This window comes from Neobacillus sp. 19 (assembly GCF_049463095.1).
Classification (GTDB): Bacteria; Bacillota; Bacilli; order Bacillales; family Cytobacillaceae; genus Neobacillus.
The window spans coordinates 71201-87667 of sequence record NZ_JBMPZU010000031.1 but is presented as its reverse complement, the minus strand read 5'-3'; the positions used below and the strand labels follow the sequence as shown (position 1 = coordinate 87667).

Sequence of the window (16467 nt, the reverse complement as noted above, 5' to 3'; positions counted from 1 at the left end):
AAAACGTCTTCGCATTTAGTTAATCCATGCGCCGTCTTTACCTAATTTGTATTTGCCGATTGAAGTGTTTGCAGCCATGCTTCCATCATTGTATAGGAAGTACCATTTACTGCCCACTTGAACCCAACCTGTTTGCATTGCACCAGAGGATTTAAGGAAATACCATTTGTTATTTACTTTCACCCAACCTGTTTGCATTGCGCCGGAATTTGTTAAGTAGTACCAGGTATTACCGTCTTTAACCCAGCCGGTCAGCATGGCACCGGACTTATTAAAGAAGTACCACTTGCCATTGACATTTACCCAGTTCACTTTCATATCTCCGTTAGCTTTGTCAAGGAAGTACCACTTGCCGTTTTCTAGGTACCAGCCTGTTTGCATTGCACCAGACTTGTTAAAGTAGTACCACTTGCCATTGACATTATACCAGTTAACTTTCATATCTCCGTTCACTTGATCCAGGTAGTACTTTTTGCCGTTTTCCTGGAACCAGCCGGTTTGCATTTCACCTAAGGTGTCTTCATCTTTGCTTAGGAAGTACCATTTGCCATTGACAAGAACCCAGCCAGTTTCCATGATTCCATTTTTATTGAAGTGATACCAAACTCCATCTTCTTGGAACCATTTATTTGCAGTCATTTCACCTGTTTCAGGGTTAATATAGTACCAAATGTCATTTCCTTTTTCATCTTGATCCCATACCCAGCCAGTGGCTGCTTCAACTGTGATATCGAATGGAGCTAGGTTTCCAGTTCTATCTGTAATCGTTAAGCGGATAACAGTACCTGTTGCTAAGCGATCCTTCAATTTAATTTCGAAGTAACCATCCTCATCAGCTGTTACAGTTCCAATTTCTTTATCTCCTACAGAGGCTTTTACTTTAGCCATTGGCTCAGTGTAACCATATAGATATTTGTCAAAATTGGTTACAGACACTTCTGGCTGATCTACAAATGTATCAATTAAGATACGCCCTTCGATTTCAGCGCTAAAAGGTGTCGGTAATGTTTTGAAATAGTCCACAAAAGCATCTAAATCCACTGGACCTGTTACGCGATTTTTACCAGACTTAAGGATTGTAAATCCATCACCGCCGTCTGCCATAAAGTTGTTAACTGTAATCGTGTATTCTGCTTTTGGATCGATCAATGAACCATCTTCAAGATAGATATCAAGAACTTTGCTGCCTTTTGGATTACTATTTGTCCAAGTGTATTTTAGTCCAGAAATAGCCATGATCTTGTTATAGCTTTCCGGTTCTTGGAATTGTTGATTTAACAAGGTTCTTACCTGATCACCGGTAATTTTCATTGTAACTAAATCATTGCCAAATGGCTGGACCTTGAATAAATCTCCCCATGTAATCGTTCCTTTTGGAAGCGGGTTACGGATACCGCCGGAGTTCATGAATGCTAATTCTGTTCCAGTAATCGAACGCATACCGTCAGCAATAACATTTCCGAGGACAGATTCTCCGTGCTCATTAGCTGTTTTGCTTAATTCTACTGCTGTTTCACTCACCTTTTGATTTACAATTGGAGCGATATCAGCTTGATAGCCATCAAGGGCTGCTTTAACTTTTGCATCTGGAGTAATTTTTGCATGATCTGTATCAACGATCTCAGCTTTAGTTTCAGACTTAATAATATCACCAGTAATTGGATCTACAGTTAAGTCAATATCAGAGAATGCTTGTCCATATGATAATGATTGTACAAGAAGTTTGCCGTCTACAGTTGAGTTTAAGTATTTATGATCGTGTGCACCATAAATCACATCAATTTCAGAGTCAACCTTTTTCGCAATATCGACAACTTGTCCAGTTGGATTTTTACCATCTTTATCGGATGTTCCAGGATTGTGGGCAAGAACCACAATATTCTTAACACCTTGATCTTTTAATACTTTTGCATACTTATTGATGGCTTCAATTTCATCGGTAAACTTAACACCTGCAACACCGCTTGGAGTAACAATTTTAGGTGTTTCGGTTGTGACTACACCAATAAAACCAAATTTAATGCCGTCTACTTCTTTAATTACATAAGGTTTTAAAATTGGCTCATTTGTTTTTTCATCAACTGCGTTTGCCACAACATACTCCATAGTAGACCCAGTAAACTTGCCATACTTGGCCTCATATTTTTCTGTTTTCGGATGACTTCCGCCATTGATTAGACGTTTCATTTCTGTTACGCCTTCATCAAATTCATGGTTACCAATTGTTCCTACATCGATACCGATTTCGTTCATGAAACGAATTGTCGGCTCATCCTGTAATAACGCAGATACTGGCGGGCTTGCTCCAACAAGGTCACCTGCTTGGATCATAAGTGTGTTGGCAGGGTTAGCCGCTTCTCTGTCCTTCATATATCCCGCTAAGTATTCAATACCGCCGACTACAGAAGTAACATTTCCTTTTGAATCCTTATATGTTTTCCAAGTATCAAGTTGACCATGGTAGTCGTTAATTCCTAATAATTGAACATGAACTTTTTGGTCTAATTCAAATAACTCATATCCTGGCTTGGTTGTAGAAGCACCAAGATCTTTAACATTTGGTGTTTGACCAAGGTATGGTTTTGCTTCAGGAGCAGAATGGAAAACTAATTTGGCAACGCCGCCAACAGGAGCGATTTTCCAGTTATTATCAGCCACTGGATTAATGGTCCCTTTTTCCGTAATATAATCCATTAAAATTTGACGGTTTTCAAATGGAGAATCTACAACCACTTTCGCATCCTTCAATTCAGCCAGACCGCCGCTTCCGCCAGCACGGTAGTTATTTGTGGCAACAATAAATTTTTGGGTTGGTTGAACGGCTGTTCCGTCCATCATCGTTAATTTAATGATTCTTTGCCCCACTGGTTTCGTCACGTCAATTTGGTATTTAACACCATCAATAACATCATAGTTGTACGGACGGAAATCATAGTCAAGTAACTCTTGGTTTCCTTCCTTATTTGGGTCGATCTTGTTTAAATTGAGATGCGGAAATTTCCAACCACCGCTTAACTTGGTCACCGGTAACCTCAACTGCTTTTAATGTATTATCAAACAAATACAAATCAGCCGCACTCTTAATTGCTACATCACCTTTTGCGATATTCGTGTAATCACCCACACCGCCGCGGCCGCCCTTAAATGGTGCAGCAGCAGAAAGAACAGGGATATCTTTATACTCTGGAGCATTTGAGTTAATCCATTTTTTTACGTAATCCATTTGTGCTGCGTTAACAATTTGCGTGGACGCATCATCCATTACACGAGTAAAGAAACTGTGCATTGGTATTTCGGTTTCACCGATTTTCCCGCGTACATAATCAATCGTTTCATCATGTATTTTTTGCACATCTTCCACAATTTTCACATCTGACTTAGTATCAGCACTAACAGGACGGTTAACAGATTTAGAGTTGGCCTTATCTACGGTCCATTTTCCGTTAGCATCTTGTACCAAGGCTAAATCAAGGACACCAAGATTATTTCCCCAGAAACCTGCTTCAACAGCTTGAACACCGTTGATTTTACCATTTGAATTATCGATTCCTTTTTTGCCATTAAATGATGCATCGCCAGGGAAGTTAACATGTGCATGTCCAAATAGCATGGCATCGATGCCAGGAACTTTCGTCAAGTCATATATAGCGTTTTCTGCTTCTTCTTTACCTTCCTCATCAATGTCACAACCAGAGTGAGCAATCGCCACAATGACGTCAGCGCCTTCTGCTTTCATTTTAGGAATGAATTTCTCAGCTTGTTTCTTGATATCCTTAGTAATTACTTTTCCCGTAAGGTTGTCTTTATCCCATCTCATGATTTGCGGTGGTGCAAATCCAATAACACCTACCTTAATGGTTGCTTCCTTGCCTTGATCATCAATGATTTTTTTATCGATGATTTTGTAAGGGGTAAAGTAGTTCACATCATTTGTAGGATCGCTGTCATGATCATCTTTAAATATGTTGGCGTTTACAATTGGGAACTGAACTTCTTCCATAACATCGGCTAAGTAGTCCAATCCATAGTTAAACTCGTGGTTTCCTACAATTCCTGCATCATAGTTCAAATAATTCATTGCTTTGTAGATCGGGTGAGTTTCATTTGGTGCTAGTCTTTTTACTTTAGCTACATAACTGGCAAGTGGATTTCCTTGAATCGTGTCACCGGCATCAAAAAGCATTGAGTTTTGAGATTCAGATCTAGCTTGTTGGATTAATGTAGCAGTTTTTGCTAATCCATAATCTTTAACAGCTGCATCTTTGAAATAATCATACGGCATGACATTTGAATGCAGATCCGTAGTTTCTAAGATACGTAGTGTTGCCGTATTTGTACCGGTACTTTCTGCTTTTGCTGCGCTTGGGAAAATATTCAACGGAATCGTTGTAAGCGCTAACACAGCAGCTAGAGAACTATTGAGCATTTTTCTTTTCATGCTTCTTTTTATCTTTCTCTTCACACTTTTACCGCCCTTCGACAATATATTTTGCATTGCATGACTATTCTACTAATATTTTTAATAGAATCATAGCCTTTTTTGTAAAATATTTATTGGGACTATGTAGAATGTTTGTAAATATTACAAACTCAGAATCTTTTAAATTTTTTGCGGTTTATGAAGGCATTTGCCGGCCTATTTTTCAAATTTAACTTGTAACATAATCAAAATGGAATCCGTCTATTAGGTGGAGGACTGGTGCGGAAATAGTAGAATTATGGAGAAACAAAACAATTCAATTTTCGACAAAAAATTTCAATTTACGTGGCGGGGAAAAACCTGTAAAATGGAAACTAGTCTTTTACTAATTGCCTGAGTGATATTTATATTTATATAAAGGAGAAATAATATGTCCGAATTTCAACGCTCACAGCGAGTGAATCAGAAGAAAAAGGGTCGTAAAAAGCGGATCTTTATGTGGATTTTTGTTCCATTATTAATCGTTGCCTTAGGCGGAGCGGCCTATGCGAACTTCCTACTAAAAAAGGCAGAATCAGTTGTTAATAAATCGTATAAGCCGGTAAAAACGGTTTCTAAACGCACGACCCAGGTAAATCCCGATTTGGACAATATCTCCATTTTACTCATCGGTGTCGATGAAAGTAAAATCCGGGCAAAACAATATGGGGAAGCCGTTCGATCTGACGCCCTGTTAGTTGCTACATTCAATAAAAAAGAGAAATCAGTAAAACTATTAAGTATTCCACGTGACTCCTATGTTTATATTCCTGGAAAAAATAAAAAGGACAAAATTACTCATGCCCATGCTTTCGGTGGTCCAAAGATGACAATTGAAACTGTCCAAGAGCTTCTCGATATCCCGATTGATTATTATGTAAAAATTAACTTTTATGCATTTATGGATGTAGTCGATGCCCTAGATGGAATCGACGTTGATGTTCCTTATGCTTTATCTGAACAGGATTCGGAAGATCGTCCAAACGCAATCAATTTGAAACCTGGTTTTCAAACTTTAAACGGTGAAGAGGCATTGGCGCTTGCAAGGACAAGACACCATGATACAGACGTGATGCGTGGAATGAGACAGCAGGAAATCATTAAAGCACTTATGAAAAAAGCACTTTCTATTCAATCATTTTCAAAACACACTGACATCATTAAAGCCGTTGGTGACAATATGCAAACAAACATGTCATTTACTGATATGAAATCTTTAATTGATTACGGCCTTACAGGCAGCGGCTTAAACATTGATACCTTGAACCTTAATGGTGAGGATGCGTATATAAATAAGATTTACTATTATAAGCTTGATGAAAAGAGTCTTGAAGAAACAAAATCGATCTTAAAGACGCATCTTGGAACGAATAGAGGTTCTACTGATCTTAGCCAAACCGACTCAAATACAGACGAAACAACAACAAACGCTGGGGCAGATTCAACTTCAAACAACAACTAAACGAAACGGTAAGAGTCGTATTACATATAGTAATGCGGCTCTTTATTTTACTATAGGGTCAGGAACCCTAAATGTCCATTTCTTGTTTAATCCGTAATTGATTAATATCCCAAATACGGTAGAAAAAACCTGAGCAAGGGATGAAATGAAATTTAGTTTTCCAACCAATAAGTATAGAAACATTGTATTACATCCAAGCGTGATCAAATTAACAATGGTAAATTTACATAATAGTGATAGCTGTCCAACATCTAAATCAGTTCGAAACACCCATTTTTTGTTCCAAATAAAGCTGTTTATCATGCCTAGTCCATAAGCAATGATGTTAGCTGCAATATAGTTGATCCAGAGCTTCTCTAACAGTGCAAAGCTCGCAATAGAAATAATTGTATTCCCAATTCCAACTACAGCAAATTTCAAGAAACGGTTCATATTATAATCTCCTATTACCGAATACCAGCAGTATTCTCAAAATGAGTTATAGTTATAAATGACAGACGAACTCGAAGGCAACATCAATGATAATATCCTCTTCTTCTAAAATGATTAGAGATTATTAGGCGCTCAATCCTCATTCCATCCTTGCCTATCTGGTAACTCATTAACGATAGTTTTCCAAAAAGGGTAAAAAAAAACCCGACCAAAATGGTCAGGCTCTCACTATCTATCTATTTCGCACAGTTGTTACGAGTAAAATACGCATCATTTTAATCAGCGGACGATAGTTCTTGCCGACAAGGCCAATCATTTCCGCAAACAATTCAATCAAAATTAACAAAATAACGATGAAGAGTGAACCGCCCAAGACCTTCGCTTGCGAAAAAATTATTGCCGACAAGCCGAAGAAAGCTGCGATTGCATAGATAATCAAAACGGTTTGGCGATGTGTAAATCCAGAGCGAAGCAGGCAGTGATGTAAATGCGATTTATCAGGTGCTGATAAAGGCTTCTTATTAACAATACGGCGAAGAATTGCAAAAAATGTATCCGAGATCGGGACCCCAAGAATAATAATCGGGACGATAAAAGAAATAATTGCAACATTTTTAAAGCCAAGCAATGATAATACCGAAATCATGTATCCCAAAAATAAAGCTCCAGTATCACCCATGAAAATTTTCGCGGGGTGGAAATTGTAAAGTAGAAAACCTAGCGTACTTGCTAACACAATCGCAGCAACCACTGTTACAAATCCGTTTCCCATAATCATTGCCATTCCGGAAATGGTAATTAATGCAATGGAAGATACACCTGCAGCAAGACCGTCTAGGCCGTCAATCAGGTTAATGGCATTGGTAATACCAACAATCCAAATAATTGCAATAGGGATACTTAAATAACCGAACTGAATTTGGCCGCCGAATGGTAAATTGATAAAATCAACATCAACGCCGCCCCAGACTACTACAACGGCTGCTGCCGCAATCTGAGCGATAAACTTCACTTTAGCAGAAAGCTCTAGCACATCATCTAGTATTCCAGTGATGATAATGATGATACTTCCGAAAATAATTGGCAGTGCATTAGCATTGTCAGGGCTAAGAATCAGCATGCCGATGATAAAACTTATATAGATGGCCAGCCCCCCGAGACGCGGCATGATTTTCTGGTGGACTTTCCGTTGATTCGGTTTATCTGTCGCCCCAATTTTAAAGGCTAGTTTTTTTACTAAAGGAGTCAGAAGAATTGTACTTAAAAAGCATAAAAACAAGGTGAAATAGAACATTGTGTTCCTCCTCATAAAGATAACCCGATTCTTTGAACAGGCATATTTAAGCAACCTTCCTGGTTACTCTAAAGCTAGTTATCTATTTAACAATCATTTTCATGTAATATCAAAGTCATACCATGTGGATTATAACACAGCCATTATCAATTTAAAATAGATTTTCTTTATCATGTGAGTTACAATCCTATTTCATATATTCTCACTTCAACATATTACCAATTTAATAGAGGACCCTTTCTTTACTTTTTACCCATTTAGTTTCAAACTCACACATTTACTATACCATGAATTTCGACGAAAAACACAACTCAAAAGTTACATAGTTGTCAATTTTTTCATAAAAATACTATTTTCAACATACTTTCGACAATATGATAGTTGATCCGCCTTATAAAAATGGTTAGAACCTCATCTGAGGATCTAACCATTTTTTATTTATTAAAACGTTTATACGTCCGATAAATGCTGTCCACGAATGACTGCAGTGAATAGTGCTGCGATACATAACCTCTAAATGTTTTACCCATATTTTTAAGCTGGCCATCTTTCTTCATTTCAATTGCTTGAACAATTAAAGAAACGATCTCCGCCTTTTCATTGCCATGAACAATAAATCCATATGATGGGTCTGGGATCATATCCCTAACCCCTCCTACATCTGTTGTAATTACAGGTGTATTGGTTCTCGCAGATTCTAATAAAACAAGTGGAAAGCTTTCTGTTTGTGAAGTCAGCAACGTAATATCCGCAAGGTTATAGAATGCATCAACATCGTCTCTGTGCCCCAAAAGCTGAATGGATTGCTCAAGTCCCTTTTGCTGAATAAGATTTTGAATTTCAGGTTTTAATGGCCCATCGCCGACCAATAGCAATTTGATTTCAGGATGTACTTTAATGACCTCCTCCACGGCCTCTATCGCAAGCTCATGACGTTTTACCGGATCGAGCCGGGCAACCATCAATAGGACAAAATCATTTGTCGAAAGCGTTATATCCTCCCTGCAAAGACCTGTATTCAGTGGAGCATTAAAATCAATTCCGTTAAAAATCGTCGTAATATCTTTGGGGTTAACACCAAATTCAACCATCATGTCTGTGAATCGCTTAGAAATGGCGAAATAATGATCCGGTTTTTTTAATACGGACAGATTAAGCGTTGTAAACAGCCTTCCTTTGATCCCCCTGCCAAGAAAATCATTTCTAGGATCACTATGAACCGTTGTCATCCAGGTCACAGAAGTAAATTTTTTTAAGAAGTATCCATATAAATTTGCTCTTGCCCCGTGAGTATGGAGAATATTGATCTTCTCTCTTTTTATAAAGGAAATAATCTGAAAGAGGACCGATAAGTCATACCTTGACGATTGTTCAAATGTCTTGGTAACGATACCTGCTGCTCTTGCCTTCTCCTCAAAGACTCCCTTCTCTAAAAGGCCAAGGACAAATTCTTCTCTTTTTAGCTCTTTTAAAAGTGAAAGGATATGGACCATCCCTCCACCTGTTTCATTACCAGCATTTAAATGTAATACTTTCATAATAAATATCCCCTTTGTAACCTGGTTAAACAGATTAACCCTTTTGCTTGATCTTCAGCATCCGGATAAGAAATTGCGGAAGAACGAGCATGCGCCGCCAGCGGCTGGGTTGCTTGATCAACCGGTAAAACCATTCCAGATTAAGCTTTTGCCATATGACAGGAGCCCGTTTCACCGTGCCGGCAATCACATCAAAGCTGCCGCCAACACCAATAAATAGGCCTTTATCGAACTTAGTAAGGTTTTTAACTATAAAATTTTCCTGTCGCGGCAATCCTAATGCTACAAACACCATATCCGGTTTCGTGCGCTGTATTTCCTCTTGTATGGTGTTTGCCTCCCAATCAAAAAAACCATCATGGTAACCAGCAATCACTAAGTTCGGATGCTGCCGTCTAACCATTTCCACCGCTTTTTCGACAACTTCCTTTTTTGCCCCAAGGAAATAAGCACTCCAGTGTGCCTCATTCCCTTTCTTTAATAATTCCTGCATGAGCTCAAATCCAGGAACCCTCTCAGGTAATGGTTGTCCAATAATTTTGGAGCCAATAATGATCCCGATTCCATCCGCAATAACATAATCGGCCTGTTGAATGACCTGCATATACTCAGGCTCCGAATTGGCATGCATCACGATTTCAGGATTAGCAGTAACCAAAAAGGTCTTTTTCCCGTCTTCAATCCTTTTTGTTAAGATGTTCAAAATCTGTTGTTTTGTTACATAATTAAACAAAATGTTTAAAATGTTTATTTTCATTTCTTTCAAGTATCTCACTCATCTCTTTAAAGCTATATTGAAAATAATTGTATTTGTTTAAAAGGCAAGAACCTTACTCATATTGAAGAGAATCCTTCCCTTTGGATAAAATGAGTATAAATGATTTGACTATAATATATCAACAAATAATAAAATGACTATCATTTTTGTTTTATTTTTAAATAAATTATTCGTAAGGTATAATGTAACTACTAAGGTTAGAAGAGGAGAACGATTATGTCAGACAAATTAAGGCAAGTAGGATACCTTTATAAAAAGGGAACGAACGCTCTAAAGCAAAATGGAGTAAGAAATACCTTTCAAAAAGTTCAACGGCGCCTCACGACAAAAATGGGTATTAACAAAATGCTAAGACAAGAAAACCCCCAGCTCGCGAATACATACAGGAAAATATTGGAATTATATCAAAAACATGAAATTAAAGGTCTTGTCATCTTAACTTCAGGCCTAGAATTCGAAGAACTATATAACCAACGGACCATAAATCTGGCAAAATATTTATCCAACCAAGGGTATGGGGTTATCTATGTTGTATGGCAATGGGATGATGCAGAAAAGCTTAAAAAAGGTTATCAAGTGGTATATAAGAACATTTTTGAAATACCTGTATACGATTTCACCTATGAGCTTGATAAATTAAAAATATTAAATGAAATTGACAGTAAAACGTATATTGCTACCTTCCCAGCTAAGTTATTTTATCGTAGTATAGGACAGCTAAAAAATGCTGATTATCGAATTATTTATGACAATATGGATGAATGGGAAGAATTCTATAAAACAGGCGATGCCTCATGGTATGATCGAAAAACTGAAGAAGAATTCGTTCGTACCTCCGATCTTGTGACCGTAGTCTCACAGCCATTAAAAGATAAGTTTTCCTTTATCCGACATGATATTGAGGTCATTGGCAACGGTTATACAGCTGCCTTATCCGGTAAAAAAAATATTTCGCTAAGAACGGAATCACTTGATCAAAAAATACATATTGGTTATTTCGGACATTTAACACCGTCATGGTTTGATTGGGACCTGATTCTCCATTTAGCAGAGAATAACCAATTCTTTTTCCATTTTATTGGCCACGGTATACCCGATGACATTCTTATGAAAATCAAAGCCCTTCCCAATTGTGAGTTTTATGGGAAAATACACCCCGGGGAACTATATAGATATGTGGAAAAATGGCATATTGGTTTGATTCCATTTAAACAAAGCACATTATCCGAAGCAGTAGACCCTATTAAAATTTATGAGTATTTGTATTTTGGCTTACCGACTGTTTCGACTGGTATTCCACATATAGGAAATTATCCACTAGTAACACATTGTGAAAATGAAGCAGAAGTCAAGCAAGTAATTTCACAATATTATCAACAACTGATAACCTCAACCTTAAGTTATGATGATGTAGAGCAATTTTTAGAAAAGACCACTTGGGACGAAAGATTCACAGAAATGTTTAATATCTTGGATTTAAAGGAAAAAGAACAAAGATAAAGAGTGGCCTCCACAAGGGAGCCACTCTTTTTAGTTCAACAGTGATTCATATAATTGTTTGTATTTATCAACCATGATCTGATTGCTGAATTTATCAGTGAAGTCATTTTGTGCACGCATTTCAATCTGGATTCGTTTTTCGGGATTTTCAATCAATGTTATAATCCTGTCAACAATTGCATGAACATCCTTTTTGGGAACAATATAACCATTAATCCCGTCTTGTATTACCTCAGCAGTGTTCCCCACATCCGTTACCACTACAGGCTTCCCGTATGCCATTGCCTCTAGTAAAGTTAAAGGTGCTCCCTCCCATAGAGAAGGCATTGTAAAAATATCCATTATCTTAAACAGTTCATTTACTTTGGAAACATGCCCGATAAAGTGAAGGTTATCTAATCCGGTGGCTTTTTCCTGTAGCTGCTTACCATACTCAGGATTGCCTTCACCTGGGATGAGGAAAACGAGGTGATGATATTTTTGATTCAAGATGGATGCCGCTTCTATTAGGTATTCCAATCCCTTTTGGACATCAATCCGTGAAAGGGTACTAATTACAACAGAATTCTCAGAAATATTGTATTTTTGTTTCAATACCGTTGTCGGCTCCTCGGAAGGAATGATCCGTTCAGAATCTATTGAGTTGGTAATAACAACACATTTTTTGCGATTCTTCACTTTAAAATTAGTCAAATTAAAATTCTGGACTGCCCCGGAGACAGATACAACCGTATCAACAAGATTTAAATATAAGCTATATTTCAATCTTCCCCAAGGATTTTCAAAAAAATGATACGTATTATGAGTGGTTTCAATTACTTTCACGCCTGCTAATTTTGCAGCAATTATACCATGAAAAGAAAAGTGTGCTTGAACAATATCAATCTTTTCGTCTTTAATATAATTTTTCAACTTATTAATTCGTGAATACTTACCTGCTACATTTATTTCATGGCAAATAAATCCCTTTTCCTTTAGGCGATTAGCCACCATTCCTCCTTGAAAATACGCTACGCTCACTTCAAATTTTTGATCATTTGTATTTTTTACCAGGTTATAGATTACTTCTTCTAAACCACCCTTATCAAGTGCATCACAAACATGCAGAACTTTTATTTTATTCATTGTAATACCTCTTTACATAAAATTTTACATATTCACCTAAAAACCAATAGGGATGTCTTCAAAGATGAAACCCCACTCTTTGGACATCCCCATTTATTATATTGCTTTTTCTTTTTTGTTAAGAAATCTATACGCATAGCCAAGAATAAGAAAATAAAACATGGTAAATACGTCATTTTCCAGGATATTATAAACCGCTCCGCTCACAATTGCACCAATAATAAAGTAAATCAATATTGGAGAAAATTGAAACTTGTTCCTTAGATCCCAAGTGATTTTTAATAAGAAAATAACAAAGGCTCCAATTAGAATAATTCCCAACGTACCAGTTTCGGCAATTAATTGCGTATATTGATTGTCAGAATAAAAATTTCCTAAAATACCGTATTGTTTATAGATTGGTGAAGAATAAATTAGTGTCGCAGAACCTCCATAGGTACCAAACCCATAACCCATTATTGGGCGGTCCTTAAATACCATAAGCGCCTTTTTAAAATAATAGACACGGCCATCCTCACCACTTAATGCTATATTTTCCTCTGAGAATGCACCCGAGAAGCGATTCATACCTTTTTCACTATTTGGAATCTTAGAGGGCTTATCGTCTTTCGGAACTTCCCCGTTATTTGGGTCAGCCGCTTGTTGTGTTTGATAATCTTCTACCATTCCGGTTACCTTTTCCACCACAAAGAATAGTAAAAATGCTGAAAGACCAATAATTATTAACGGTTTAATGAATGTAAACTTTCTGGAAACGATCATGTATACTGGTAAAAAGGCAATAATCGTTAATGCTGCACCACGTGAATAAGTAAGAATAAAAACCGTTGCAATTAGGATTAAACTAGAAAAGAGTAAAATCTTCCCTTTACCTTTTGCAGATTTAAGTAAATTGAATCCAATAAAGAAGGAAATTAATAGAAATATGCCGGTCTCATTTGGTCCTCCCATTAACCCATACACACGCTGTGCATTCGTATAAGCCAGCTCCATATTTTGCCATACTTCTGGAAGAAGTAAAGTCCTCACTGAGATCTTCTCAACTAATCCCTGGAGTGAAAGGACAACTCCAAATACAACTGTGGCTACAGAAATATCGCTTATATCCTGCTCTGTTACCGTTAACCGTTTTACAATATAATATAATAAATAGAAGAGACCAAATGCACGTATCTGAATAATTATTGCCTGAATAGATACACCTGTAATAAGAGCAGATACTGCCCCAACAATTAAAAAGGCGAAAAAGGCATATTCAAATGGATGGAATTGAAACAACCCGCGCAGATTCTTTCTATTATTATAGAATATTTTTAGCAACAGAAAAAGAATAATTATATCGCCAATCAGTTTAAATCCAGGATTATATACTGTTAAAAAGGCACGAATTGGAACAAGAATAATTAAAAATAAAATACCAATTTTTTCATCGTACAATACTACCATTGCCAACAATATGCAAATGGCAACACCAAAAATGGAGCTGTGGATAAATAAACCGGCAATCACAAGAATGATACCGGCCAATACTGTGTACAACCGCTGACGTGAAAAACCCAACATATTCTTTACCTCTTATAATTTATTTTTGTGCTAATGATACCTATCTAAACTTTTCATTTTTTTAGTATACCAAGCTTATGAGCAGAAATCTAATATTAATTTTTCCGGTATAAGGCTCGTTATTCCTTCAAAAAAAATTAGGGTCAGAAAACAGACCCTAATTTGGCGGAAAGTTATTTTTTTATTTCAAAAGTATTCGATTTCGAAAGGACTTTCTCATTGGAATCCATCACTTTTACAATAATTTTCATATTTTCTATTTTATTTGAAATCGGTACACTAATGGAATTTTCATCCCCTGATTCTCTTGCAATATATTTATTATTTACATACACATAGCTTCTCCCGGTGAAATTTTCTCCTTTTACCACTAAAAGCTTCTTGCCATCAATGGTTTCAACCGAAGCATCTGTAATTTTTGGATCTTTATATCCTAAACGATAATCAGGGTTGGGCTGGATTGCTTTTTTATCACTGATTCCATACATTTTACCAAATAATAAGTCATATTGCAGCTGTTTAATATTGGAGACAACCTTTTCACTAATATTTTCCTCTGGCATAAAGTCTTCTCTAACAATTTCCTTTACACTATTATTTTTGTACTCATTTAGTAAATAATTAGTTAAGTAATCACCTTTTATTCCTGCTCGATCAAGCAGAACAGGTCCGATTAAAGATGCCCCCACGTTTAAAGGTTCATTTTTTCCAGAATAATTATCCCAGATGAGAAGCGGAGTTGTAAACATTCTTTTATAATCATCAAAATCATTTGATTCTTGATAATAGCCAGCCTCCCTATAAACCTTGTAATCATCACCCAGAAGTGGTAAATGATCCCCCCAGAATACGACAATGGTCTTTTGGTTCGACTTTTCTAATTCAGTAATTAGTCTTTCAAGCTGTTTATCAATTTCCGTGAGATTATCGGAATATACCTCAAGAATATTTTTAGCATCGGCCGAGAATGATTTCCCATTTTTCAGATTGACTTCCATGTTGGCATAAGGCTTTTTGCCTTCTGTTTGATATGGGCCATGGTTTTGCGTTGTCACCGCAAAAATAAAATTCGGCTTGCCACCCAAGTTTAATTTTCTTAAAATTTCATCGGTAATGGTTTGATCATGAATAAAGTTTCCATCTGGAACGGGATTCGGTATATATTCTAAGCTTTCGAATCGATCGAAGCCCAACTTCTCATATACGGCAGACCGCTGATAGAACCAATGATGAAAGGTATGAATACCAGTCGTTTCATAACCGTTATTCCGAAAGATATTGGGCAAGGCAGGAATAGGCTTAGTCACATAATTTAAATACGGAATGGAACCCGCTGGCAAGAATTGAGTTGAAACACCTGTTAGTACTTCAAATTCCGTGTTTACCGTTGAGCCTCCAAATACCGGAACGGTAACCTTTCCTCCTGATTGTTCCGCTTGCAGTTTATGAAAAAATGGTAAGGGGTCTTTATTGAATTCTACATTGGTCATGACAGTAGGATCCCAAAATGCCTCACTCATGATCATAATAACATTCGGTTTATCTGAATCCGAATAGGTTTGGGTGTCAGTCTCACTTATAATTTGTTCAATTGTCTGCTTTGAATAATTCATCGGTTTGTCTATCTTTAACAATTTCATATTTAGCATAAAACTGCCAATTACTCCATCCTGTGCAGTAGTACTTTTTTGGTCCCAAGCCAAATAGCTGATATTCAGGTTCCTTTTTAAATAGGTATCATCGTTCTTTGTCTCATTCATATAAACAGCGAAAAATCCAAGAAAAAAGACTACAGCCAAAGAGATTGTCAGCCAGTTTCTCTGTTTTTGATTGGGCGCCTTATATATACTGAAGATGATGATGGCAATCACAGTAACAGCTCCAACAATTAACCATGTAAATAAACTTTTTGAAAAGAAGTCAACCATATTCGTTGCTTCTGAGCCTAAAAGAAAATCGGAGGGTAAAACTGGCTCCCCTCTTATTTCTAGCTTAATCTTGCTCGCAATCGCTAAAACAATAAACGGTACGGTCAAAATAAATGAAAATAGAATATATAACTTCCGACGGAAAATTCTAATCATACTAAAAAGTAAAAATAAAATGATAAAGTTATATGTGAATGGCATTGTAAACCCTTTTATCCACAAATAAGAAGCATTAAAGCTTCCACGATAAATCCATTCAACTGCAAAAATAAGCAGATACACATGTAATCCAGTAATGACATAAGAAATAATAGAATCTTTAAGTTTTCTCCACATAGCATTCTCCCTGTGTAATTCTCAATATTAGTTGATAACCTATGAATTATAT

11 protein-coding genes are annotated in these 16467 nt (G+C 36.8%); 2 read left to right on the top strand and 9 right to left on the bottom strand.

Features of this window, described 5'->3' with window-relative positions:
* Nucleotides 1–15: 15 nt before the first annotated feature.
* Together ACO1D1_RS09350 and ACO1D1_RS09345 are read right to left on the bottom strand one after the other, a co-directional pair.
* Nucleotides 16–3024 (bottom strand): 5'-nucleotidase C-terminal domain-containing protein, encoded by a 3009-nt coding sequence (locus ACO1D1_RS09350; protein WP_423335709.1) that lies wholly within the window; start codon nucleotides 3022–3024, stop codon nucleotides 16–18.
* On the bottom strand, nucleotides 2960–4426 hold the full coding sequence (locus tag ACO1D1_RS09345; protein WP_423335708.1) for a bifunctional 2',3'-cyclic-nucleotide 2'-phosphodiesterase/3'-nucleotidase: 1467 nt from the start codon (nucleotides 4424–4426) through the stop codon (nucleotides 2960–2962). The genes ACO1D1_RS09350 and ACO1D1_RS09345 overlap by 65 nt, the downstream gene beginning before the upstream one ends.
* A gap of 424 nt (nucleotides 4427–4850) precedes the next feature.
* Between ACO1D1_RS09345 and ACO1D1_RS09340 the strand changes: the two genes are divergently transcribed.
* Nucleotides 4851–5921 carry an LCP family protein gene (locus ACO1D1_RS09340; protein ID WP_423335707.1) on the top strand — a complete coding sequence of 357 codons (1071 nt, stop codon included), beginning with the start codon at nucleotides 4851–4853 and terminating at the stop codon, nucleotides 5919–5921.
* A gap of 42 nt (nucleotides 5922–5963) precedes the next feature.
* On the opposite strand, the gene ACO1D1_RS09335 is transcribed toward ACO1D1_RS09340, so the two are convergent.
* The 4 genes from ACO1D1_RS09335 to ACO1D1_RS09320 form a co-directional block, all read right to left on the bottom strand.
* Nucleotides 5964–6353, bottom strand: coding sequence for a GtrA family protein (locus tag ACO1D1_RS09335; RefSeq protein WP_423335706.1), 390 nt, complete (start codon nucleotides 6351–6353; stop codon nucleotides 5964–5966).
* A gap of 232 nt (nucleotides 6354–6585) precedes the next feature.
* The gene (locus ACO1D1_RS09330; protein WP_423335705.1) at nucleotides 6586–7647 is read right to left on the bottom strand and encodes a glycosyltransferase family 4 protein; all 1062 of its coding nucleotides are present in this window, start codon (nucleotides 7645–7647) and stop codon (nucleotides 6586–6588) included.
* 434 nt (nucleotides 7648–8081) lie between these two features.
* Complete coding sequence (locus ACO1D1_RS09325; protein ID WP_423335704.1) at nucleotides 8082–9185, bottom strand: glycosyltransferase; 1104 nt, start codon at nucleotides 9183–9185, stop codon at nucleotides 8082–8084.
* Nucleotides 9186–9219: 34 nt separating this feature from the next.
* Complete coding sequence (locus ACO1D1_RS09320) at nucleotides 9220–9918, bottom strand: WecB/TagA/CpsF family glycosyltransferase (RefSeq protein WP_423335703.1); 699 nt, start codon at nucleotides 9916–9918, stop codon at nucleotides 9220–9222.
* A gap of 261 nt (nucleotides 9919–10179) precedes the next feature.
* Here ACO1D1_RS09320 and ACO1D1_RS09315 point away from each other — a divergent pair, with 261 nt between their 5' ends.
* Entirely contained in the window at nucleotides 10180–11463 is a 1284-nt protein-coding gene (locus tag ACO1D1_RS09315) for a hypothetical protein (RefSeq protein WP_423335702.1), read from the top strand.
* A gap of 30 nt (nucleotides 11464–11493) precedes the next feature.
* Here ACO1D1_RS09315 and ACO1D1_RS09310 read toward each other — a convergent pair whose 3' ends face one another.
* The 3 genes from ACO1D1_RS09310 to ACO1D1_RS09300 all read right to left on the bottom strand — a co-directional run bounded on the left by ACO1D1_RS09310 (nucleotide 11494) and on the right by ACO1D1_RS09300 (nucleotide 16415).
* Nucleotides 11494–12588, bottom strand: a complete 1095-nt coding sequence (locus tag ACO1D1_RS09310) for a glycosyltransferase family 4 protein (protein WP_423335701.1) — start codon at nucleotides 12586–12588, stop codon at nucleotides 11494–11496.
* A 96-nt stretch (nucleotides 12589–12684) separates the two neighbouring features.
* Nucleotides 12685–14151, bottom strand: coding sequence for an O-antigen ligase family protein (locus tag ACO1D1_RS09305; RefSeq protein WP_423335700.1), 1467 nt, complete (start codon nucleotides 14149–14151; stop codon nucleotides 12685–12687).
* Between the two features lie 173 nt (nucleotides 14152–14324).
* A complete protein-coding gene (locus ACO1D1_RS09300) occupies nucleotides 14325–16415 on the bottom strand; it encodes a sulfatase-like hydrolase/transferase (protein ID WP_423335699.1) in 2091 nt (696 codons plus the stop codon).
* Nucleotides 16416–16467: the final 52 nt, after the last annotated feature.

Coding starts and splice junctions, on each gene's coding strand:
- ACO1D1_RS09335 (WP_423335706.1), bottom strand. CDS start 6,353: ATGAACCGTTTCTTGAAATTTGCTGTAGTTGGAATTGGGAATACAATT.
- ACO1D1_RS09310 (WP_423335701.1), bottom strand. CDS start 12,588: ATGAATAAAATAAAAGTTCTGCATGTTTGTGATGCACTTGATAAGGGT.
- ACO1D1_RS09305 (WP_423335700.1), bottom strand. CDS start 14,151: ATGTTGGGTTTTTCACGTCAGCGGTTGTACACAGTATTGGCCGGTATC.
- ACO1D1_RS09345 (WP_423335708.1), bottom strand. CDS start 4,426: ATGCTCAATAGTTCTCTAGCTGCTGTGTTAGCGCTTACAACGATTCCG.
- ACO1D1_RS09325 (WP_423335704.1), bottom strand. CDS start 9,185: ATGAAAGTATTACATTTAAATGCTGGTAATGAAACAGGTGGAGGGATG.
- ACO1D1_RS09315 (WP_423335702.1), top strand. CDS start 10,180: ATGTCAGACAAATTAAGGCAAGTAGGATACCTTTATAAAAAGGGAACG.
- ACO1D1_RS09340 (WP_423335707.1), top strand. CDS start 4,851: ATGTCCGAATTTCAACGCTCACAGCGAGTGAATCAGAAGAAAAAGGGT.
- ACO1D1_RS09330 (WP_423335705.1), bottom strand. CDS start 7,647: ATGTTCTATTTCACCTTGTTTTTATGCTTTTTAAGTACAATTCTTCTG.
- ACO1D1_RS09300 (WP_423335699.1), bottom strand. CDS start 16,415: ATGTGGAGAAAACTTAAAGATTCTATTATTTCTTATGTCATTACTGGA.